Below are 19,557 nucleotides of genomic sequence, written 5' to 3'. Positions count from 1 at the left end.
GATGCCACAGCACGAGGCCTTGATCATGATTCAGAAGCTAGCGCGATCCCTGTGGGAGCGGCTTCAGCCGCGAACACCGACGAAGCCGGTGCCATCCATCGCGTCGCCTGCTTCGAGGGCGCGCCCGCTCCCACAAAGGCCGCGCCAGTCAATCAGGATGCGACGGGGCCACCAACCGATACCCTACCCCCGCCTCGGTAACGATGAAGCGCGGCGCTGTGGGGTCATCGCCCAGTTTCTGGCGCAAATGCCCCACCACAATCCGCAAGTAATGGGTGTCCTCCACATGGGTAGGCCCCCAGATATCCTTGAGCAGCTGCTGCTGGGTAATCACTCGCCCCGGGTGCCCGGCCAATAGAGCCAACAAGGCATACTCCTTGCGCGTCAACGCCACTTCCACACCGTCCAGGGTCACCCGGCGAAAAGCAAAGTCCACAGTCAATGGCCCAAAGCTCGCCGACACTTCCGAACCAGCGGCCTGGGGCACCTGGCGCAACAGGGCACGCACCCGGGCCAGAAACTCCTGGATGCCAAACGGCTTGGTCACATAGTCATTGGCGCCGCCATCGAGTGCATCGACCTTCTGCACTTCACTGGCGCGCACCGACAACACCATCACCGGCACCGTGCTCCACTCGCGCAGCTCGCGCAGCACCTGCTGGCCGTCCATGTCCGGCAGGCCGAGGTCGAGCACCACCAGGTCCGGTTTGCCCAATGCCGCCTGGGCCAGCCCTTCGCCGCCGGTAGCCGCCTCGATCACCTTGTAGCCCTGCGAGGTCAGGCTGATACGCAGGAACTTGCGGATCTGCGGTTCGTCGTCGATGACCAACAGGGTGGCGGACTGGCTCATGGGGTTTCGCTTTCGGCTTCAGGTTGAGGGGGCAGCGGCAAGCATAAAGTGATGCCGGTGCCCTGGCCATCAATGCCTTCGCCCACCAGAATCTGCCCGCCATGGGCGCCGATCATGCCCTGGCAGATGGCCAGGCCCAGGCCGGTGCCCTGCCCGCCACGGTCGCCACGGGCTGCGGTGTAGAACATATCGAAGATCTTCTCGCGGTCGGCCACGGGAATGCCGGGCCCCTGGTCGAACACGGCAAAGCGCAATTGACTGTCCTGCACCGATACCTGCAACGCCAGCCGGCCATTGGCCGGCGAGAACCGTGCAGCATTTTCCAGCACATTGACCAACGCCTGCTCGATCAGTGCTGCATGCACGAACAATAACGGCAGCTCGACTGGCACATCAGTGTGCACGCGCAACGGCGCCAGCACCACGCGCAGGCGATTGAGGGCGCTGCCGACAATGTCCCCCGGGGCTACCCAGTCGCGGGCCAGCTTGAGCCCGCCGTGGCCCAGGCGGGTCATGTCCAGCAGGTTCTGGATGTAGCGATCGAGGCGCTCAGCCTCATTGCGGGTGCCTTCCAGCAATTCGCGGCGGTCGTCGACCGGGATCGCTTCGCCCAGCGCCAGCAGGCTGTCGATGCTGCCGCGCATGGCGGTCAATGGCGTGCGCAGGTCATGGGACACGGACGCCAGCAAGGCACTGCGCAACTGCTCGGTTTCGCCGTGCAGGCGCGCGGCCTCAAGCTGTTCGGCCAGACGCGCGCGCGCCAGCGCCTGGGCCAGCGGCTGGCCAAGCGCAACCAGCAAGCGCCGACGCGGGTCGCTGAGCGGCTGCCCCGCACGCGGGCGCACACCGAGCAATGCCAAGGGTTGCTCGTCCACCGCCAGCGGGCACCACCACCAGCGGCCATTGGGCAAGGTGTCGCTGCCGTGGCCGGCCGCCTGACCGTGCTGCCAGGCCCAGTCGGCGGCGGCGCGCTCGGTGTCGCTGAAGGCGTGGGCCTCACCGCTGGCTACCGTCAGCTGGCCTTCGACGTTGCGCTCCAGCAGGCACACCTGCAGGTCTTGCCAGCCGCCCAGATGCTGGCCGGCGGCATTGAACACTGCCTGGCGGTCGGTGGCCACCGTCAGCCGGCGCGACAGGTCGAGCAACTGGCTGGTCTGCGCCTGGGTCTCGCGCAGCGCCTGAAGCTGGCGGCGCTGGCGGGCGGCCAGGTTGCCGGTAAGCGCCGCCATCAACAGGAAGAACACCAGGGTCAGCACGTCTTCTTCGCGCTGGATGCTGAACGAGAAATTGGGCGGGATGAACAAGAAGTCGTAAGTCAGGAACGACAGCGCCGCGCAGGCCAGAGCAGGCCCCAGGCTGCTGCGTACCGCGACCAGCAACACCGCCGCCAGGAATACCAGCGAGATATTGGGTAGCGCCAGCACACTCGATACCGCCCAGGCCAGGCCCGCCGCCATGACCGTGGCCAGTAGCGCCAGCAGGTAATGGCGCCACACCCACACCCGCCGCACAGCCGAACGCGGCGCTTGCGCCTGCACATCGCGGTCCAGCACGTTGATCTCCAGGCCATGGCTTTCGCGCAGTAGCCGCGCAGCCACCCCTGCGCCGAACAGGCGCCGGCGAAGGCGGTCGCGGGACTGCCCGACCAGTACCAGGCTGGCGCGCCGCTCGGCAGCATGCTGGATCAGTGTGCGGGCCACTTCGCCGGCGCGCAGCAATACCACCTCCCCGCCCAGGCGCTCGGCCAGTTGCTGCGCGGCCTGCAGGCGATGGCGGGCGGTTTCGTCGCGCAGGCGGCCGTTGTCCACATGCACCAGGCTCCAGGGCAGGTGGCGGCGCTGGGCCACGCGGCTGGCATGGCGCACCAGGCGTTCGGCCTGGTCATCGCCATCCACGCCCACCAGCAGCCGCCCGCGCAGGGTCGGGGCCTCCTGACCACGCTGGCGATAGCCGTGGGCCAGGTCGGCATCGACCTGGGCGGCGGCGGTCTGCATGGCCATTTCACGCAAGGCGGTGAGGTTGGTCTGCGAGAAGAATGCATCGATGGCCGCCCGCGCCTGCTCGGGCACATACACCTTGCCTTCGCGCAGGCGCTCGAGCAGTTCGCGCGGCGGCAAGTCGATCAGCACTAGCTCGAAAGCTTCCTGCAGCACCCAGTCCGGCAGGGTTTCGCGCACGTGCACGCCGGTGATGTCGCGGACCTTGTCGTTGAGGCTTTCCAGGTGCTGGACGTTGACCGTGGTGTACACATCGACGCCTGCGGCCAGCAGCTCCTGCACGTCTTGCCAACGCTTGGCGTGCCGGCTGCGGGGGGCGTTGGTGTGGGCCAGTTCATCGACCAGCACCAGGGTTGGGGTGGCCTTGAGCAAGCCGTCCAGGTCCATCTCTTCCAGGGTGACACCGCGGTACTGGCTGCGTAGCAAAGGCTGCTGCTGAAGGCCAGCCAGCAAGGCTTCGGTTTCGGCGCGGCCGTGGGTTTCGACAACCCCGGCCAGCACCTGCACCCCCTGGCGCTGCTGGGCGTGGGCCGCCTGGAGCATGGCGAAGGTCTTGCCGACCCCAGGGGCGGCACCCAGAAACACCTTGAGCCGACCCCGGCCGATTCGCGGGAGGGTGGCCAACAGCGCGTCTGCGCGGGTGGAATCACTCATGTTTCATCCTTTGATTTTACTGCGGCCTGCGGCATTCCCGGGCCTGCCGCGCAGGCCATCGCCGGCAAGCCAGGCTCCCACAGGTACTGCACAAGGCTTGGAGCGATGCGGTCGGGGTGGGAGCTGGCTTACCGGCGATGGACCGCGCAGCGGCCCCATTTCAGTGGCTCAGTTGCTCAAGCATCCGGTTAATCGCCAGCACATTGACCACGGGCGGGCCGATCAATGGGTGGAGGGTGGCCTCTTCCAGCAGGGCTTGCAAGCGCGCCACCGGCAACTGCCGCGCCGCCGCCACCCGCGGAATCTGGTAAGCCACCGCCTCCGGTGGCAAGTGCGGGTCAAGGCCGCTGGCCGAAGTGGTCAGCAACGCCTGCGGCACCGGCCCCTGCTGCGCCTGGTACAGCGCAGCCGCCTCCCCCTTGACCCGCTCGGCCAGCACCGGGTTGCTCGGCGAAAGGTTGCTGGCACTGCTGGCGACGGTGGCGTAAGCGCCTGCCGAAGGCCGCGAATGGAACCAGCCATCGCCCTGGAAATCCTGGGCAATCAGCGCCGAACCTCGCACCTGCCCCTGGTCATCGCGCACCAGGCTGCCATTGGCCTGCTCCGGGAACACCACCTGGGCTATGCCCGTCACTGCCAGCGGGTAGAGCGCACCCGTGACCAAGGTCATCAACAAAGCCAGGCTCACCGCCGGGCGTACATAAGTAGTCATGTCGGCCTCCTCAGACCAGGTGCAGGGCATTGAGCAGCAGATCGATCAGCTTGATCCCGGCAAACGGCACGACAATGCCGCCCAGCCCGTAGATCAGCAGGTTGCGCCGCAGCAGGTGCGCCGCGCTCGCCGCCTGCACCCGCACGCCACGCAGCGCCAGCGGGATCAGCACGATGATGATCAGCGCGTTGAACACGATGGCCGACAGGATCGCGCTTTGCGGGCTGGCCAGATGCATCAGGTTGAGCACACCCAGCTGCGGATAGATGGCGGCGAACAGCGCCGGCAGGATGGCGAAATACTTGGCCACGTCGTTGGCGATGGAGAATGTGGTCAGTGCACCTCGGGTCACCAGCAGCTCCTTGCCGACCTGGACCACGTCCAGCAGCTTGGTCGGGTCGCTGTCCAGGTCGACCATGTTGGCCGCCTCGCGCGCCGCCTGGGTGCCGTCGTTCATGGCCATGCCCACGTCTGCCTGGGCCAGTGCCGGGGCGTCGTTGGCGCCGTCGCCGCACATGGCCACCAGGCGGCCGTCGTTCTGTTCCTGGCGGATGCGCGCCAGCTTTTTCTCGGGGGTGGCCTCGGCGAGTACGTCATCCACCCCCGCCTCGGCAGCGATGGCGGCGGCGGTCAGCGGGTTGTCGCCGGTCACCATCACCGTGCGGATACCCAGTTTGCGCAACTCGGCGAAGCGCTCGCGAATGCCGGGCTTGACCACGTCCTTGAGGTGGATCACGCCCAGCAGGCGCTGGTCGACGCACACCAGCAGCGGCGTACCACCGCTCTGGGCAATGCGCTCCACTTCGCGGGCCAGCGCCGGGGGCATTTCCAGCCGCTGCATGCCGACGAACGCCAGCACTGCATCCACAGCACCCTTGCGATAGCGTCGCTGCTGCAGGTCGATGCCCGAAAGGCGGGTCTCGGCGCTAAAGGCTACTGCGTCGAACTGGCCGGCAGGCGGCTCGACGAAGTCGTGCAACTGCCGCAGGTACTCGACAATCGATTTGCCTTCGGCAGTATCGTCCGCCAGCGAGGCCAGCAAGGCGCCCTCCCCCAGTTCCCGGGCGGTGATGCCCGGTGCGGCATGCAGGGCACTGCAGCGGCGGTTGCCGAAGGTGATGGTGCCGGTCTTGTCGAGCATCAGTGTGTGCACGTCCCCGGCCGCCTCCACCGCCCGGCCCGAACGGGCGATGACGTTCAGCCGCACCAGCCGGTCCATGCCAGCGATACCGATGGCCGACAGCAGGCCGCCGATGGTTGTGGGGATCAGCGTTACCAGCAACGCAGCCAGGAAGATCAGCGGCAGGCTGCCGCCGGCAAAATGGGCGAACGGCTGCAAGGTCACCACCACGACCAGAAAGATCAGGGTCAGGCCGATCAGCAGGATGTCGAGAGCGATCTCGTTGGGGGTTTTCTGCCGCTTGGCGCCCTCGACCAAGGCGATCATGCGGTCCAGGGTGGATTCACCCGGGTTGCTGGTGATGCGGATAAGCAGCCAGTCGGACACCAGCCGGGTGTTGCCGGTCACCGCCGAGCGGTCGCCACCGGATTCGCGAATCACCGGCGCGGATTCGCCGGTGATGGCGGCCTCGTTGACGGCGGCGATACCTTCTAGCACCTCGCCGTCACCAGGTATCATTTCGCCGGCCACCACGCGTACCACGTCGTCCTTGCGCAGTGCACTGGCGGCGACAGTCTCGTAGCTGCCATCGCGCTTGCGCCGCTGCGCGGTCAGGCCTTGGCTACCGGCTTTGAGGCTATCGGCGCGGGCCTTGCCCCGGCCTTCGGCCAAAGCTTCGGCGAAGTTGGCGAACAGCACGGTAAACCACAGCCACAAGGCGATCTGCACGGCAACACCGGTGCCTACGCCACTGCCAGGGGCTACGCACAATACGGTGGTCAGTGCTGCGGTCAGAGCCACTACCAGCATCACCGGCGAACGCCTGAGCTGGCGCGGGTCGAGCTTGACGAACGCCTGCACCAGCGCCGGGCGCCACAGCGCGGCGAAGCGGGTCTGGTCCTGGGCACTGTGCCGGGCGTTTACTTCAGGAATGGGCATGTTCATGGTCGGTCCTCAGTAAGCCAGGCTCAGGTGTTCGGCGATTGGTCCAAGGGCCAGGGTCGGCAGGAAGGTCAGCCCCCCGACCAGCAGGATGGTCACCAGCAGCAGGCCGGTGAACAGCGCGCCGTGGGTGGGGAAGCTGTTCTGCCCCTGGGGCGCGCTCTTCTTCGCCGCCAGGCTGCCGGCCAAGGCCAGCACCGGCAGGATGTAGCCAAAGCGGCCGATGAGCATGGCCAGGCCAATCATCAGGTTGTGATACACGGTATTGGCGCCAAAACCGGCAAACGCCGAGCCATTGTTGGCGGTGCCCGAGGTGTAGGCGTACAGCAGCTGGCTGAAACCATGTGCGCCGGGGTTGCTGACCGCACCTGCCGGGCCCGACAGGCTGGCAGCGATGGCGCCGAGTACCAGCACGCCAACCGGCATCACCAGAAGTGTTGCCACCAACAGTTGTACCTCACGCGCCTGCAGTTTCTTGCCCAGGTATTCCGGCGTGCGACCGATCATCAGCCCGGCCAGGAACACCGCGATCAGCACGAACAGCAACATGCCGTACAGCCCTGCGCCGACGCCGCCGAAGATCACCTCGCCAACCATCATGTTGACCATCGCCACCATGCCGGTCAGCGGGTTGAGGCTGTCGTGCATGGCGTTTACCGAGCCGTTGGAGGCGGCAGTGGTGGTCACCGTCCACAGCACCGAGCCGGTAGTGCCGAAGCGGCTTTCCTTGCCTTCCATAGGCGCGCCCTGCTGTACCTGGGCGCCTTCAAGCGCCGGGTTGGGCTGGTACTCGGACCACAACGCCGTACTGCCGCCAATCAGGAACAGCGCGAGCATGCAGGCCAGGATTGCGCGGCTTTGGCGCAGGTCCTTTACGTAGTGGCCGAAAGTGAACACCAGGGCTGCCGGGATCAGGATGATCGACGCCACCTCGAACAGGTTGCTCCAGGCAGTGGGGTTCTCGAACGGGTGCGCCGCGTTGACCCCGAAGAAGCCACCGCCGTTGGTACCCAGCTGCTTGATGGCGATCTGGCTGGCCGCCGGGCCCAGCGGGATGGTCTGCTCGGCACCTTGCAAGGTCACCGCGTGGGCGTAGTCGGCCAGGGTTTGCGGCACGCCCTGCCCTACCAGCAGCAGCGCCAGCAGCAGGCACAGCGGCAGCAAGCCGTAGAGGGTGGCGCGGGTCATGTCGACCCAGAAGTTGCCAAGGGTGTTGGCACTGCGCCGGGCAATACCGCGACACAGGGCAACCAGCACGGCCAGGCCGGTTGCGGCGCTGACGAAGTTCTGCACGGTCAGGCCGAGCATCTGGCTGAGGTAGCTGACTGATGCCTCACCGCTGTAGGCCTGCCAGTTGGTATTGGTGATGAAGCTCACGGCAGTATTGAACGCCAGCGACCATTCCTGGCCAGGCAAATGCTGCGGGTTGAGCGGCAGGTAGCCCTGCAATAGCAATACGGCGAACAACAGCAGGAACCCGGCCAGGTTGAACGCTACCAAGGCAAGGGTGTACTGGCGCCAGTTCTGCTCCTGGCTGGCGTTTACTCCCGCAAGCCGGTAGCAGCCCTGCTCGACCGGGCCCAGCAGCGGCGACAGCCAGGTGCGCTGGCCTTCCATGACCTTGAAGTAGAACCGCCCAAGCCAGGGTGCCGGGAGCAGCACGATGGCGAAAAATGCCAGGAGCAAGGCGTAATCGTGACTGTGCATGGCCGCTCCTAGCTGCGATCGGCGCGCAGCAGCGCCGCCAGCAGATAAAACGCCAAGGCCACTGCCAGCAGCAGTGACAGCCCTTCGAGCATGTTCATGAGTAGTTCTCCCCGTGGTGCGGCTTGGGCCGCTTTGGGGAGATTGTCCGAGGGAGGGGCGTAAAGGAGCGAGATCGGGTGGTGGGGATAGGAATAAAGAAAGCGTAAAAATGTGGGCTTTGGGGGTGTCAGTGCCGGCCTCTTCGCGGGTAAGCCCGCACCTACCGGGACCTCATGGGTTCAGGCCTGAGAGATTCCGGTGGGAGCGGGTTTACCCGCCAAGAGGCCGGGACAGGCTACCGCTGAGGCGGCTGCTGCACGGCGTTACGGCTCCAGTCCAGCAACAGGCTGTAACCCACCGCCAACAGGGTCGGCCCGATGAACAGGCCGATGAAGCCAAACGCCAGCAAACCGCCGAACACCCCCAGCAACACGATCACCAACGGCAGGTTGCCGCCACGGCTGATCAGGTACGGCTTGAGCACGTTGTCTACCCCACTGATGACGAACGTGCCCCAGATACCGAGGAACACCGCCATGCCATACTCGCCCTTCCACACCAGCCAGCCAGTGGCCGGTATCCAGGCCAGCGGCGGGCCCATTGGGATCAGGCTGAGCATGAAGGTCACCAGGCCCAGCACGATGGCACCAGGTACGCCGGCGATCAGGAAGCCGATCATTGCCAGCAGGCCCTGGGCGGCTGCAGTACCAATCACCCCGTTGACCACCCGCTGCACAGTGCCGGCCACCAGTTCCAGGTAGTACTCGGCGCGGTCACCCATCAGGCGCTGCAGCAGGCGCAGCACGAACGCCGCCAGGCGTGGCCCATCGCGGTAGAAGAAGAACACGAACACCAGGCTGAGGGTGAGCTCCAGCACGCCGCTGCCGATCTGCGCACTGCGCGCCAGCAGCCAGTTGCCCACCTGTCCCAGGTACGGCTTGACCGAAGCCAGCAAGGCGGCGCCCTGCTGGTCCAGCGATTGCCACCAGCTGACCAGCCGCTCGCCTACGAACGGAATGCTGCCCAGCCAGGCGGGGGCATCGGGCAGGCCGTCCACCTGCACGTCACGCACGAACGCGGTGGCGTCGCGTATGTGATCGGCCAGGTTGAAGCCCAGCCACACCAGCGGCAGGGCCACGATCAGGATCCAGGCAATGGTCAGCACGCTGGCCGCCAGGGTCTCGCGGCCGCCCAGCACGCGCGTCAGCAAACGCATCAATGGCCAGCTGGCAAAGGCCAGGATGGCCCCCCACAACAGCGCCGAAATGAACGGAGCCATGACCCACAGGCCGGCACCCAGCAACGCCAGCAGCAGGATCTGGATCAGCAGGCGGTCGTTGTTAACCATGTTGGCGCTCGTTCAACGGATCAGTTCAAGGTGCAGGCCTTCGGTGGGCGCGCTGCCGACTTCGAGGCGGCCGTTGCGTACACCCGCCTTGACCAGCGCCTCGCGCCAGGATTCCGCCTGAGCGCCACTGAGGCTGGCACGCAGGGTGCTGTCGAGATTGAGGCTGCGGGCCAGCAGGTTTACCCAGGTGTCTTGCGGCGCCGCCAGGTCAGGGTAGTCGAGCTTGCCGGTATCGCGCATTTCGCGCAGCACCGTGGCAGCGGTCGGCAACAGTTCGCCCAGCGGGCCGGCGGCAACGAACTCCTCAACGTGCAGGTAGGCGCGGCGGTTGCCACGAGTGACGCTGTACAGCGCGACCAGGGTGTCGGCCTGCTCGGCCGAGCGGCGCAGCAGGATGAACGCCTGCTGCTCGTCGCCGCCATTGAGGCGGGCATTGGCAAACACATCGTTGGCCCACAGGCTGGCCTCGCCGCAATCACGGCCCTGGCACCAGAACAACGGGTAGCCACCGTCGTGCTGCAGTGCTTCACGAGCACTGGTGAAGGCTTCGCGGGCGGTACGCTCGACCGGCAGTTCGTAGGTTACCGAGCTGACCTGGCCGCGGCTCTCGACCTTGTCCTCCATCCGCAGGCGGCCGCTGATCTTGCGCAGCGGGCCCATCGGGTAGACGCGCTCCTGCTCCACGGCCGGGCGCTGGTCGACCACTTTGGCGTCCGCCGGTACCGGCAGGCTGCCGGCCCACAGCACGGGGCTGGCGAATACCAGGCAGGCGGCGACGGCATTGCGGATGGCTACAGGCGCACTCATTGGCGGCCCAGGCGGCGCGGTGCGCCGAAGTGAAACTCCAGGATGTCTGGCAGATGCATGGTTGTCTCCCTGTTCAACCCGCCAAGCCTCGACACTTGTCCGGTGCAAGTCAAGGAATGCCAAAGAAACGATTGAAACAGTCTGCGACAAGGGCCGTACCCTGCTCATCGTTCAGGTGCAGGTGGTGGCCACCGGGCAGCTCCACCTGTTCGAAGGGTAGCTGCTCCAGCAGCTTGGTGTGGCGCGCCAGCATACCGTCGGCGGCCACGACCAGGCACGCCGGGCAACTCACCCGGCGCACATACGCCATGGCCTGGGCCTCACTCAGGCGCAGCGGCGATGGCAGGGTCAGGCGGCTGTCACTGCGCCAGCTGTACCCACCGGGCACCGGCATCAGGCCGCGCTGGGCCAGCAGCTCGGCTGCCTCACGGCTGACCGCGACCATGCCTTTCATGCGCGCCTGCACGCCCTGCTCCAGCGTGGCGTATACCGACTTGCGCTTGCCATCCAGGCGCAGCTGGGCCTGCAGCGCCATGCCCAGCCGCTCGCCGGCATCCTGCTCGGCACCGGTTGGCGGAATGACCCCGTCAATCAAGGCCAGATGGCTGACCCGGTCTGGCAAGGCACCGGCCAGTTGCACCGCGATGATCGCCCCCAGCGAATGGCCGAGCAGCGCGAAACGTTGCCAGCCCAGCTGCTCGGCCACCCGCAGAACATCATGGGCGTAGTCGGCCAAGGCATACCCGGCGCCAGGCGGTCGGTGCTCGGAATAACCATGTCCGGCAAGGTCCAGCGCAACGATGCGCAGACCCTGCAGTTGCGGCGCGAGGCGGGCAAAGCTGTTGGCATTGTCCAGCCAGCCATGCAGGGCGATTACCGGCAACCCGTCTTCAGGGCCGAACAGGTGCGCAGCCAGTTCGATATGGCCCAGGCTCAGGCGCACTTCCTCGACCTGCGCGCTCATGCCTGGCTCCAGCGGTCGAACAGGCCCTTGATCAGGCTGGCGGTGTCGGTTGGGCGTTCCAGCGGGAACATGTGTCCCCCCGGCACGCTGTGGTACTCGCCCTTCGGCATACCGCGCACCGCCAGGGTGTGGTGGCGGCGAATGACGTTGCTGCGCTCGCCGCGCACCATGGCCAGTGGTACCTGCAGCTGCCGGGCCGGTGCCGGGCTGGTATGCGGGATGCTGCGGTAGATGCTGATTTCCGTAGCCGGGTCGAAGCGCAACTGCACCCCCTGCTCCATGGCCTGCAGGCCATGCTCGACATAGGCATCCAGGCATTCGGGGTCAAAATGGCGGAACAGCGACTTGCCGGCAAAATAGTCCCGGGCACTGTCGCGGTCATCGAAGCTGTCACGGCGCCCAAGCGTGCGCCCGGCCGGGGTGATACGGTCGATGAAACCGAAGCGCTTGGCCGTGCGCAGCAACCATTGGTCGGCGCGGGTGAGTACCGGTGAGTCGAGCATCACTACGCCGCGGTAGTACTCGGGGCAGCGCAGCGCCGCGTGCAGGTGCAGCACACCGCCCAGCGAATGGCCGACGCCCCAGACCGGCTGCTCCTGCCGGGCCAGGTGGTGCAACAGTTCATCGACCAGGCTCTGCCAGTTTTCGTCCACCGGAAAGCGCGGATCGTGCCCGTGCTGGGCCAGGTGCTGCACCTGGTAGTCCGGTGCCAGGGCGGCGAACAGCTTGCCGTAGGTGGCCGAGGGAAAACCGTTGGCATGGGCGAAGAAGATCTGCTGCGACATGGCGGCTGGTCCGGACCGGGATGATCGCCCATTGTCGGTATCGGCGGGCGGTTCGGCAACGTCCGGAAAGGTCATCGGCGGTGGCTATCAGGCCATGAGGAACGGTCGAAACTGTCCAGTGAACGGTGCAGGCAGGCTTGCATGTAGGCCAGTTGGCTCTCCAGCGCTTCGCGGGCCAGGCGCTGATCCTGGTGGTCCAGCTGCAGGCGACGCAGGGCCAGGCAACTGGTTTGCAGCAGATGGGAGACGCGCAGACAGGCATCCTGAAGCCTGAGCAGGTCCTGCTCGCTTTGCAGCCTCACGGTGGGTTCGCGCTCGGTGTTGCCGTTGACCTTGTGCATCAGGTGACGGAGCTTGGCATCGGCAGAATCGCGCAACAGGCTGTAATGGGCAAAATCCAGCACTACGCCTTGTTGCACCTTGTCTACGGTGGGTTGCAGGTCCAAGGAGCTCAACAGCTCCCACATCTGACCGCGCATTCGCTATTCCCTGCGTATTTGTCTGGAGCCAACCGTAGCAACCGTGCAGCAAGCGCGGCAACTGGCAAAAATGCCAGTTGCTTTCCTGATTGCGCGGCCCCGGGCTTCACGCCGGGGAGTTGATCGCCAGCAACGTCATCAGCCCAGCCAGCGGCCATTCCCCTTCCAGCTCTGCCAGGCTGGCCGTACTCATGGCTGCAGGCTGCTGCTGGTGCCCCTGTTCCAACATCCCGACCAGGTTACCCACCAGCGGCTGGTGGCTGACCAGCAGTACATGCTCCAGGCCCAGCCGCTCGATTTCGCCAATCGCTTGCAGCACATCGCTTTCTGGCGTCAGCCAGGGCACGGTGCGCACTTGCTCGGCGAAACCGAGGGTGTCGTGCACCAGTGCCGCCGTCTGCTGGGCCCGTACGTAGGGGCTGGCGATGATGGCCTGCAACGGCTGCCCCAGCAGGCGGGCAGCGCTGCGCAGCACCTGCTCGCGACCATGGGCGGTCAGGCGGCGCTCGGCATCGGTATTGGCGCGCGGCTCCGCTTCACCATGGCGCAGCACCCACAGCTTCACAGCTTGGGCTCCTCGTCACGTACCGGGTGTGGGGCCGGGGCCACGGCATGCGGGGCCTCGCCTTCAGGGGGCCGCGGGGTCGGCCAGTCGGCAAACGGCCAGGGCTTCTGGTCGGTGTGGAAGCTGCCAAAGCGGCCGATCTGCGCCAGGTACTGGCTGAGGCTGTCACCGAAATTCATCAAGCTGGCGCTAGGGGCGCCGTATACCAGGCGGTAGATCAGCTGCACCAGCACCAGGCCAGCCAGCAGCAGCTCGGCCAGTTGCCAGACCACCAGGAACACCAGCATCCACAGCACCCGCAGGATGATCGACTCGCGCTGGGCGCGTTCCGGGGTATCGTTCATGTACCGCTCCTTGCTCTGTTCGGCTCAGTTGAAGCCGCTGATGGAAATGAAATCGACATCGGTCTTGGGCTCGGCACGCATCAGGTGCTCGATCACCTGGTTCAGCGTCCGGCCTTCGAACAGGATGGCATGCAGGCCCGCGACCAGCGGCATGTACACCTGCGCTTCCTGGGCCTTGGCCTTCAGCACCTTCAGGGTGTTGACGCCTTCGGCCACTTCGCCCAAGCGGTTGACCGCCTCTTCCAGGCTGTGGCCCTGCCCCAGCGCGTAGCCAACCTGGTAGTTGCGGCTCTTGGGCGAGGAGCAGGTGACGATCAGGTCGCCGACACCGGCCAGGCCGAGGAAGGTCATGGGGTTTGCGCCCTGGCTGACAGCGAAGCGGGTCATTTCGGCCAGGGCACGGGTAATCAGCATGCTCTTGGTGTTCTCGCCCATGCCCAGGGCCACCGCCATGCCGGCGATGATGGCGTAGACGTTCTTCAGCGCCCCGCCCAGCTCGACACCGAAGCGGTCGCCACTGGCATAGACGCGGAACGTATGCCCGTGCAGTACGCTTTGCACCTGCTCGCAGAGTCTGTCGTCTTCGCTTGCAACCACCGTGGCAGTCAGCGCGTGCTCGGCGATCTCGCGGGCCAGGTTGGGTCCGGACAGCACACCGATGCGGGCCTCGGGGGCGATTTCTTCGAGTATCTGGCTCATCAGCTTGAAGCTTTGCGCTTCGATACCCTTGGTCAGGCTGACCAGGCCCTTGCCACGCAGCAGCTCGGCATGCGGTGCCAGCACGCTGCGCAAGGCGCTCGATGGCAGGGCAACGAACACCAGCTCGCAGGCCTGCAGGGTGGCCAACAGGTCGTTGACCGGCTCGACGCCGTCGTGCAGGCGGATACCCTTGAGGTAGCGCGGGTTTTCACGATTGACGCGCATGGCCTCGGCCTGCTCCGGGTCGCGCATCCATTGGCGCACCGGCACACCGTTCTGCGCCAGCAGGTTCGCCACGGCGGTGCCGAAGCTGCCGCCTCCCAGAACTGCAACAGGTTGCTGTTCAGTCATATTCAATCCGTTAAAGCCAAAAATTAAGTGGCGACGCCGCCATTATACGGCTCGCCTGCTACAGAACCAGTGTCAGTGCCGGCCGTTTCGCGGGTAAACCCGCTCCCACAGGGACCGCGCCACCTTCAGCAGCACGAAAGGGCCCAAACAGGTAAGGCTGATCACTGGCAAATGCGCCAAGGTCAGTTACCATGCCTGTTTCACTCCTGATACAAGGCCGCTCCGTGTTCCCTGGCACGCCCCCTTACCCGCGCCTGCTGATACTGACCGCCCTGCTCGGTGGCCCGGCCATGGCAGATGACCTGTTCATCGACAGCACCGACCTGCCGCAGGTTCTGACCGCCACGCGCCTGAAACAATCCCCGGCAGCAGTGCCGGGCAGCATGACCGTGCTCGACAGCGCGCTGATCCGTGCCAGCGGTGCCCGTGACATCCCCGAGCTGCTACGCCTGGTGCCGGGCATGATGATCGGCTACGGCGCCGGTAACCAGCCGACCGTCAACTACCACGGCAGCAACGTCAACGATGCACGGCGCATGCAGGTGCTGATCGATGGCCGCTCGGTGTACCGCGCCGGCCTGGCCACCGTCGACTGGAGCGATATTCCGCTGGCCATGGAGGACATCGAGCGCATCGAGGTATTCCGCGGCCCCAACACAGTCAGCTACGGCGCCAACGCGCTGATGGCCGTGGTCAACATCCTCACCCGCAACCCCGCCGACAGCCATGGCACGCGGCTGAAGCTGACCCGCGGCGAGGATGGCATCAACGACTTCTACGCCAGTCACGGCTTCGGCTGGGACGGTGGCGACATGCGCCTGTCGCTGTCGGGCCAGCAGGACGACGGCTTCGACCAGGACCAGTTCGGTCAGGACTACCGCGACAGCCGCCGGCTGACCCGCTTCAACCTCAGCGCCAGCCACAACCTGGCGGTGGACCAGACCCTGGAGTGGCAACTGGCGGCCAAGGAAGGCAGCAACCAGCGGCCTTACACCTACCAGCCGGTGTTTGCCAGGTACGAGGCCGGCAACAACGCCGACGTCAACGCCAAGGACTACGCCGGCTCGTTGCGCTGGACCAAGGAGTTCAGTGCCGAACACAGCCTTTATATCCAGGGCTCGGCACAGCACTTCGACCGGCAACAGGTGTGGCGGGCCTGCGATGCCTTGCAGTCGTTCAGCCCTGAACTGACCCAGCTCTGGCAAATGAACCCGGACTTCGCCGAGAAAGTCGCGCGCGGCGTGGCCGCAGGCGACCTGCCAAGCAGCAGTGACCCGGTGCTCAGCGCCCTGTCCAACAAGGTGCGCGAACAATGGCAGGCCGGTGGCAGCCAGCCGGTCTGCGGCGACGTCGACCAGAGCACCCGCGAAACCCGCTATGACCTGGAAATCCAGGACACCCTGAGCCTGACAGACAGCCTGCGCCTGCTGAGCGGCATGAATTACCGCTATGATCGTGCCGATTCGCAGACCTACTTCAACGGCAGCCTCGATGACCAGACCTGGCGCTTGTTCGGCCAGCTCGAATGGCGCGCCGACGAGCACTGGATCCTGCAGGGCGGCGCCATGTTCGAGGACTCGCGCCTGTCGGGCAACTCGCTCACCCCGCGCGTGGCGATCAACTACCTGATCACCCCGCGCCACGGCCTGCGCGCGGTGTACTCCGAAGCAGTACGCTCGCCGGACATGTTCGAGAACAACGTCAACTGGAGCTACACGGTAAAGAACCTCTCGCCCAATGCGTTCGGTCTGCAGAACGGCGAATATTTCGTCAAGACCCGCGGCCCTGGTGACCTCGAACAGGAGCGCATGCGCTCGCGTGAACTCGGCTACAACGGCTATTTCAGCGACATCGACCTGAGCATGGATGTGAAGCTGTTCTACGACGAGATCACCGGCATGATCAGCGAGCCGCTGAAGAACAACCAGTACATTGCCAGCAACGCCAACAAGGCCCGCTTCAGCGGCAGTGAAGCGCAACTGGACTGGCGCCCGACCCTGCGCGACCGCCTGCGCCTGACCTACGCCTACGTCGATGCCTGGGCCAGCAACCCCGACGACCGCCGCCTCAGTGCCCGCAACAGCGGCTCGGCCGGGTGGCTGCGCGAATGGGGCGACGGCTGGTCGAGCGCGCTGTTCTACTATGGCGACGATGCGCTCAACCAGTACCGCTACGAACGCATCGACCTGCGCCTGGCCAAGCGCCTGCGCGTGTATGGCAGCAACCTGGAACTGGCGGCGCTGTGGCAGCAGCGCCTGGACGACCAGCCGACCACGGCGATCCAGAACCGCTACGACAGCCGTCACCGGCTGAGCGTCAGCGCCGAGCTGGAGTTCTGATGGCCCTGCTGCTGCGTCTGTTGCTGCTCTGCCTGTGGCCGTTGGGGCCGTTGTCCGCCAGCGAAATTCTGCTGGTAGGCGGCGAAGACCAGCCAGGCATTCGCAGCTTCGTCGCCGCGCTGGAAAGCCGTCGCCCGCACGATCATGTGCGTTTCCAGACCACCGCCGAGCTGCCGCGCCCGGGCAAGCTGAAAACCGACCAGCGCCTGATCCTGCTGGACAGCGCCGCGCTGGAGTGGCGCCTGGGCGAGAGCGCCGGCCCACCGGCCCTGGCCATGCGGATCAGCCGGGTACAGGCTGAACAACGCCTGGGAAAGTCGCGCCCCGCGTTCGTCACCCTGCTGTGGAGCGACGCGCCGCTGGGCCGGCAATTGCGCCTGGCACGCTACCTGCTGCCGCAGGCCCAGCGCATTGGTGTGCTGTACGGTGAACACAGCGGTTTTCTGCTCGACGAACTGCGCCATGCCGCCCGCCCGCTTGGCCTGGAGATCGTGGCCCAGGACTGGCCCGACGCGCGTGACAGCCGGCCGCTGCAGCAGCTTTTGGCCAGTAGCGACGTGCTGCTGGGCCTGGACGACCCGGCCCTGTACAACTCCAAGACCGCAAAGAACCTGCTGCTGAGCAGCTATGGCCGACAAATGGCGCTGATCGGCCCAAACGCGGGTTTTGTCCGCGCCGGTGCCCTGGCCAGCACCTACAGCGACCAGGACGACTGGCTGGCGGTGCTCGACCAGTTGCTCGACCAGCCACCCGCGCACTGGCCGCGCAGCCTCTACCCTGCGCGCTACGGCGTCAGTGGCAACCAGCAGGTTGCCCGCGCCCTGGGCCTTGAACCGATCGATCCGAACGCCGCCGCCAAGGCCCTGGCCGAAGGAGAACCCACCCCATGAGCAAGCGCCTGAGCTGGGACATTCATACCCGCACCCAGATCATCAGCCTCGGCCCGGCCCTGCTGCTGACCTTGCTGCTGATCAGCTTTTTCACCTTCGTGCGCATCCAGGACCTGCGTCAGGAGCTCAACCACACCGGGCAACTGATTGCCAACCAGCTGGCACCGGCGTCGGAATACGGGGTGATCTCGGGCAACAACGAAGTGCTCGAAGGGCTGATGCGTGCCACCCTCAGCATTCCCCACGTGCGTTTTCTGGAGGTACAGGACAGCCGTAACCACATCCTGGTGTACGTCGAGCAGTCCGACGAAAGCGCCAACCGCGCGCAACAGGTCGAAGTGTTCCAGGCGCCCATTCGCCTGCAGCAGATCCGCCTGGACAACGACTTCCTGCAACAGGGCAAGGCTACCACCCCGGCCATTGGTGACGACTACCTGGGGCGGGTGATCGTCGGCATGTCCGATGACGCCTTCAGCCAGCGGCAGCAGGAAATCGTGATCAAGGCCGGCATCCTGGCGCTGTTCGCCCTGCTGTTCACCTTTTTGCTGGCGCGCCGCCTGGCCCTGAGCCTGGCCAAGCCGATCAGCGACATGGGCCATGCGGTCAAGGCGATTCAGCAAGGCGAGTACAACACCCCCTTGCCGGTGGTCGATGACAGCGAGCTGGGCCACCTGGCGCGCCACATCAACAACCTGGCGCAGGCCCTGGAGCAGGCCAGTGACGAACAGAAGCAGGCCATTGCCGAGCTGATCCAGGCCCGTGAAGAGGCCGAGCAGGCCAACCGGGCCAAATCGGACTTCCTGGCCATGATGAGCCACGAGCTGCGCACGCCGATGAATGGTGTGCTGGGCATGCTGCAGTTGCTGGAAACCACCTCGTTGAGCAGCGAACAGGCCGACTACACCGCAGTGGCCAGTGAATCCACCGGGCATTTGCTGAAGGTCATCAACGACATCCTCGATTTCTCCCGCATCGAACGCGCCGCGCTGCAACTGGAGCATATCGACTTCAACCTGGCCGAGCTGATCACCAGCAGCGTCCAGTCGTTCCAGCACAGCGCCCAGCAGCGCGGCCTCGGCTTGCACCTGCAATTGCCGGCCGGCATCGAGCAATTGCAGGTGAACGGCGACCCTACGCGGATCCGCCAGATCCTGCTCAACCTGGTGGCCAACGCCCTGAAGTTCACCGAACGCGGCCAGGTGCAGGTGGAGGCGCAGTGGCAGGTGCTGGACCGGCAGCTGATCTGGTTGACCTGCAGTGTGCGCGACACCGGTATCGGCATCGACAACGACCGCCTGGAAATGATGTTCGTCGCCTTCCAGCAGGCCGACAGCTCGATTTCCCGACGCTATGGCGGCACCGGGCTGGGGCTGTCGATCGCCCGTACCCTGGCCGAACGCATGGGCGGCAAGCTGCGCGGTGAAAGCCGGGAAGGCCTGGGCTCTACCTTCACCCTGGAGATGCCTCTGGCCGTGGCCAGCCCGCCCCCCGGCAAGCGGCCCCTGCCAATGGCTGCCAGCACGCCGGTCGCCGGCAATGATGAAGTGCTGCTGGTAGAGGACAATCCGGTCAACCAGAGCGTCATCGAAGCCATGCTGCGCAGCCTTGGCGTTACGGTTTGCACCGCCGAGGACGGCCTGGAGGCAGTCGAACGGGTCAGCCAGCAGCGCTTTGCCGCCGTGCTGATGGACTGCCGCCTGCCGCACCTGGATGGCTATGAGGCCACCCGGCGCATCCGCCAGCTGCCCAACGGCGCCCGCCTGCCGATCATCGCCCTGACCGCCAACGCCTTGCAGGGCGACCGCGAGCGTTGCATGGCCGCGGGCATGGATGACTACCTGACCAAACCGTTGCGCCGCAGCGAACTGCAGCGCGTGCTGCAGCGCTGGCTACCCGGTCAGACAACCGCGACTGGCGATAAATGCTAAAGTGCGGCAGTCTTAAACACTGGACAGGACCTTCATC

General features: G+C 65.8%; 17 protein-coding genes. 3 read left to right on the top strand and 14 right to left on the bottom strand.

Translation table 11 applies throughout. The features are described 5' to 3' along the window. Positions 1–148: 148 nt before the first annotated feature. From AC5O5I_RS08255 to AC5O5I_RS08190, 14 genes are all read right to left on the bottom strand, one after another. Entirely contained in the window at positions 149–850 is a 702-nt protein-coding gene (locus tag AC5O5I_RS08255) for a response regulator (RefSeq protein WP_172224062.1), read from the bottom strand. Then, positions 847–3,501: a DUF4118 domain-containing protein gene (locus tag AC5O5I_RS08250; RefSeq protein ID WP_172224067.1), complete on the bottom strand. Its 2,655-nt coding sequence runs from the start codon at positions 3,499–3,501 to the stop codon at positions 847–849. The genes AC5O5I_RS08255 and AC5O5I_RS08250 overlap by 4 nt, the downstream gene beginning before the upstream one ends. 160 nt (positions 3,502–3,661) lie before the next feature. Continuing rightward, positions 3,662–4,213: a potassium-transporting ATPase subunit KdpC gene (gene kdpC / locus AC5O5I_RS08245; protein WP_172224071.1), complete on the bottom strand. Its 552-nt coding sequence runs from the start codon at positions 4,211–4,213 to the stop codon at positions 3,662–3,664. 10 nt (positions 4,214–4,223) lie between these two features. Continuing rightward, positions 4,224–6,278 (bottom strand): potassium-transporting ATPase subunit KdpB, encoded by a 2,055-nt coding sequence (kdpB, locus tag AC5O5I_RS08240; protein WP_494512331.1) that lies wholly within the window; start codon positions 6,276–6,278, stop codon positions 4,224–4,226. Positions 6,279–6,287: 9 nt separating this feature from the next. Further along, positions 6,288–7,982 (bottom strand): potassium-transporting ATPase subunit KdpA, encoded by a 1,695-nt coding sequence (gene kdpA, locus AC5O5I_RS08235; protein ID WP_494512330.1) that lies wholly within the window; start codon positions 7,980–7,982, stop codon positions 6,288–6,290. An 8-nt stretch (positions 7,983–7,990) separates the two neighbouring features. Next, on the bottom strand, positions 7,991–8,080 hold the full coding sequence (gene kdpF / locus AC5O5I_RS08230) for a K(+)-transporting ATPase subunit F (protein ID WP_172224081.1): 90 nt from the start codon (positions 8,078–8,080) through the stop codon (positions 7,991–7,993). A gap of 236 nt (positions 8,081–8,316) precedes the next feature. After that, a complete protein-coding gene (locus tag AC5O5I_RS08225) occupies positions 8,317–9,369 on the bottom strand; it encodes an AI-2E family transporter (RefSeq protein ID WP_172224084.1) in 1,053 nt (350 codons plus the stop codon). A gap of 12 nt (positions 9,370–9,381) precedes the next feature. Continuing rightward, complete coding sequence (locus AC5O5I_RS08220; protein WP_172224087.1) at positions 9,382–10,176, bottom strand: DUF4892 domain-containing protein; 795 nt, start codon at positions 10,174–10,176, stop codon at positions 9,382–9,384. A gap of 109 nt (positions 10,177–10,285) precedes the next feature. Next, positions 10,286–11,140 carry an alpha/beta hydrolase gene (locus AC5O5I_RS08215; RefSeq protein ID WP_494512329.1) on the bottom strand — a complete coding sequence of 285 codons (855 nt, stop codon included), beginning with the start codon at positions 11,138–11,140 and terminating at the stop codon, positions 10,286–10,288. After that, the gene (locus tag AC5O5I_RS08210) at positions 11,137–11,925 is read right to left on the bottom strand and encodes an alpha/beta fold hydrolase (protein ID WP_172224093.1); all 789 of its coding nucleotides are present in this window, start codon (positions 11,923–11,925) and stop codon (positions 11,137–11,139) included. The genes AC5O5I_RS08215 and AC5O5I_RS08210 overlap by 4 nt, the downstream gene beginning before the upstream one ends. A 71-nt stretch (positions 11,926–11,996) precedes the next feature. Continuing rightward, positions 11,997–12,404, bottom strand: coding sequence for a hypothetical protein (locus AC5O5I_RS08205; RefSeq protein WP_256676310.1), 408 nt, complete (start codon positions 12,402–12,404; stop codon positions 11,997–11,999). A 106-nt stretch (positions 12,405–12,510) separates the two neighbouring features. Continuing rightward, entirely contained in the window at positions 12,511–12,969 is a 459-nt protein-coding gene (sixA, locus tag AC5O5I_RS08200; protein ID WP_172224097.1) for a phosphohistidine phosphatase SixA, read from the bottom strand. Further along, entirely contained in the window at positions 12,966–13,313 is a 348-nt protein-coding gene (locus AC5O5I_RS08195; RefSeq protein WP_172224100.1) for a DUF4389 domain-containing protein, read from the bottom strand. Before AC5O5I_RS08195 ends, sixA begins: the two co-directional genes overlap by 4 nt. 24 nt (positions 13,314–13,337) lie before the next feature. After that, positions 13,338–14,363, bottom strand: a complete 1,026-nt coding sequence (locus AC5O5I_RS08190; protein WP_172286251.1) for an NAD(P)H-dependent glycerol-3-phosphate dehydrogenase — start codon at positions 14,361–14,363, stop codon at positions 13,338–13,340. 191 nt (positions 14,364–14,554) lie between these two features. On the opposite strand from AC5O5I_RS08190, the gene AC5O5I_RS08185 reads away from it, so the two are divergent. The 3 genes from AC5O5I_RS08185 to AC5O5I_RS08175 are packed head-to-tail and all read left to right on the top strand — an operon-like array spanning position 14,555 to position 19,520. Next, positions 14,555–16,702, top strand: a complete 2,148-nt coding sequence (locus AC5O5I_RS08185) for a TonB-dependent receptor plug domain-containing protein (RefSeq protein WP_172226263.1) — start codon at positions 14,555–14,557, stop codon at positions 16,700–16,702. Beyond that, entirely contained in the window at positions 16,702–17,592 is an 891-nt protein-coding gene (locus AC5O5I_RS08180; RefSeq protein ID WP_494512328.1) for an ABC transporter substrate-binding protein, read from the top strand. The genes AC5O5I_RS08185 and AC5O5I_RS08180 overlap by 1 nt, the downstream gene beginning before the upstream one ends. Continuing rightward, positions 17,589–19,520, top strand: a complete 1,932-nt coding sequence (locus tag AC5O5I_RS08175) for an ATP-binding protein (RefSeq protein WP_172226269.1) — start codon at positions 17,589–17,591, stop codon at positions 19,518–19,520. Before AC5O5I_RS08180 ends, AC5O5I_RS08175 begins: the two co-directional genes overlap by 4 nt. Positions 19,521–19,557: the final 37 nt, after the last annotated feature.

The sequence above is a fragment of the Pseudomonas sp. 9_2_1 genome (genome assembly GCF_059295275.1).
This window is presented reverse-complemented; position numbering and strand designations above follow the sequence as displayed.

Excerpts from the sequence above, each read along its gene's own strand:
- kdpB (WP_494512331.1), bottom strand. The coding sequence starts at position 6,278 with ATGAACATGCCCATTCCTGAAGTAAACGCCCGGCACAGTGCCCAGGAC.
- AC5O5I_RS08185 (WP_172226263.1), top strand. The coding sequence starts at position 14,555 with ATGCCTGTTTCACTCCTGATACAAGGCCGCTCCGTGTTCCCTGGCACG.
- AC5O5I_RS08180 (WP_494512328.1), top strand. The coding sequence starts at position 16,702 with ATGGCCCTGCTGCTGCGTCTGTTGCTGCTCTGCCTGTGGCCGTTGGGG.
- kdpA (WP_494512330.1), bottom strand. The coding sequence starts at position 7,982 with ATGCACAGTCACGATTACGCCTTGCTCCTGGCATTTTTCGCCATCGTG.
- kdpC (WP_172224071.1), bottom strand. The coding sequence starts at position 4,213 with ATGACTACTTATGTACGCCCGGCGGTGAGCCTGGCTTTGTTGATGACC.
- AC5O5I_RS08205 (WP_256676310.1), bottom strand. The coding sequence starts at position 12,404 with ATGCGCGGTCAGATGTGGGAGCTGTTGAGCTCCTTGGACCTGCAACCC.
- AC5O5I_RS08195 (WP_172224100.1), bottom strand. The coding sequence starts at position 13,313 with ATGAACGATACCCCGGAACGCGCCCAGCGCGAGTCGATCATCCTGCGG.
- AC5O5I_RS08220 (WP_172224087.1), bottom strand. The coding sequence starts at position 10,176 with ATGAGTGCGCCTGTAGCCATCCGCAATGCCGTCGCCGCCTGCCTGGTA.
- AC5O5I_RS08225 (WP_172224084.1), bottom strand. The coding sequence starts at position 9,369 with ATGGTTAACAACGACCGCCTGCTGATCCAGATCCTGCTGCTGGCGTTG.
- AC5O5I_RS08215 (WP_494512329.1), bottom strand. The coding sequence starts at position 11,140 with ATGAGCGCGCAGGTCGAGGAAGTGCGCCTGAGCCTGGGCCATATCGAA.
- AC5O5I_RS08250 (WP_172224067.1), bottom strand. The coding sequence starts at position 3,501 with ATGAGTGATTCCACCCGCGCAGACGCGCTGTTGGCCACCCTCCCGCGA.
- AC5O5I_RS08190 (WP_172286251.1), bottom strand. The coding sequence starts at position 14,363 with ATGACTGAACAGCAACCTGTTGCAGTTCTGGGAGGCGGCAGCTTCGGC.
- AC5O5I_RS08255 (WP_172224062.1), bottom strand. The coding sequence starts at position 850 with ATGAGCCAGTCCGCCACCCTGTTGGTCATCGACGACGAACCGCAGATC.
- kdpF (WP_172224081.1), bottom strand. The coding sequence starts at position 8,080 with ATGAACATGCTCGAAGGGCTGTCACTGCTGCTGGCAGTGGCCTTGGCG.
- AC5O5I_RS08175 (WP_172226269.1), top strand. The coding sequence starts at position 17,589 with ATGAGCAAGCGCCTGAGCTGGGACATTCATACCCGCACCCAGATCATC.
- AC5O5I_RS08210 (WP_172224093.1), bottom strand. The coding sequence starts at position 11,925 with ATGTCGCAGCAGATCTTCTTCGCCCATGCCAACGGTTTTCCCTCGGCC.